We start from the raw sequence: 771 nt of genomic DNA, 5'->3' as shown, positions 1-771 counted from the left end.
TGGCCAACGCCAACAACCGCCTGGCACCCACCGGCGCGCTGATTGCGGGTAACGATGTCAGCCTGATCGCCGGGCAAGACCTGAACAACGTCGGCACCCTGCGCGCCAGCAACAACCTGTCGGCCAAGGCCGGCAATGACCTGGTCAACAGCGGCTTGATCGAGGCCGGCAAGCGCCTGGACCTGCTGGCGGGTAACAACATCGTCAACAAGGCCGGCGGCATCATTGCGGGCCGCGACGTGACCATGACCGCCGTGAATGGCGACGTGATCAACGAACGCACCATCACCCGTCACGACAGCAGCGACGGCGTGTCCAGCGAACACCGCGAGTTCCTCAGCAGCGCAGCCCGCATCGAAGCGGCCAACGACCTGAGCATCCAGGCCGGGCGCGACGTCTCCAACCAGGGCAGCGTGCTCGACAGCGGGCGCGACACCACGATTCAGGCCGGGCGCGACCTGAGCTTTGGGTCGGTGGAGCAGGTCAACAACAACGCCAACACCCAAACGCGCTCCAACAGCAGCTCCGTCACGCAGAACGGCTCGTCGGTGACGGCGGGTCGCGACCTGTCGGCAAAGGCTGGTAGGGATTTGACTGCAATTGCCAGCCAGATTGAAGCCAAGCGGGATGTGGCGATGGCGGCGGGTGGGGACCTGATCTTGGCTTCGGCGGCGGATGAGCAGCATGCGGCGTTGAACCTGAAGAAGGTTAAGGCGCAGGAAGACCATGTGAGCCAGGTGGCGACTTCGGTTAAGGCTGGGGGGGATGTGG

The 771-nt window shown here is 64.6% G+C and carries 1 protein-coding gene; it reads left to right on the top strand.

Annotation, left to right across the window (positions count from 1 at the left end; all coding sequences use genetic code 11):
- On the top strand, positions 1-771 hold a 771-nt coding region (locus tag FW764_RS28070), incomplete at both ends, for a hemagglutinin repeat-containing protein (protein WP_446436722.1).

The organism is Pseudomonas sp. 1152_12, assembly GCF_052850675.1.
Note: the sequence above shows the minus strand (reverse complement) of the source record. Positions and strands in the feature narration are given on the sequence as shown.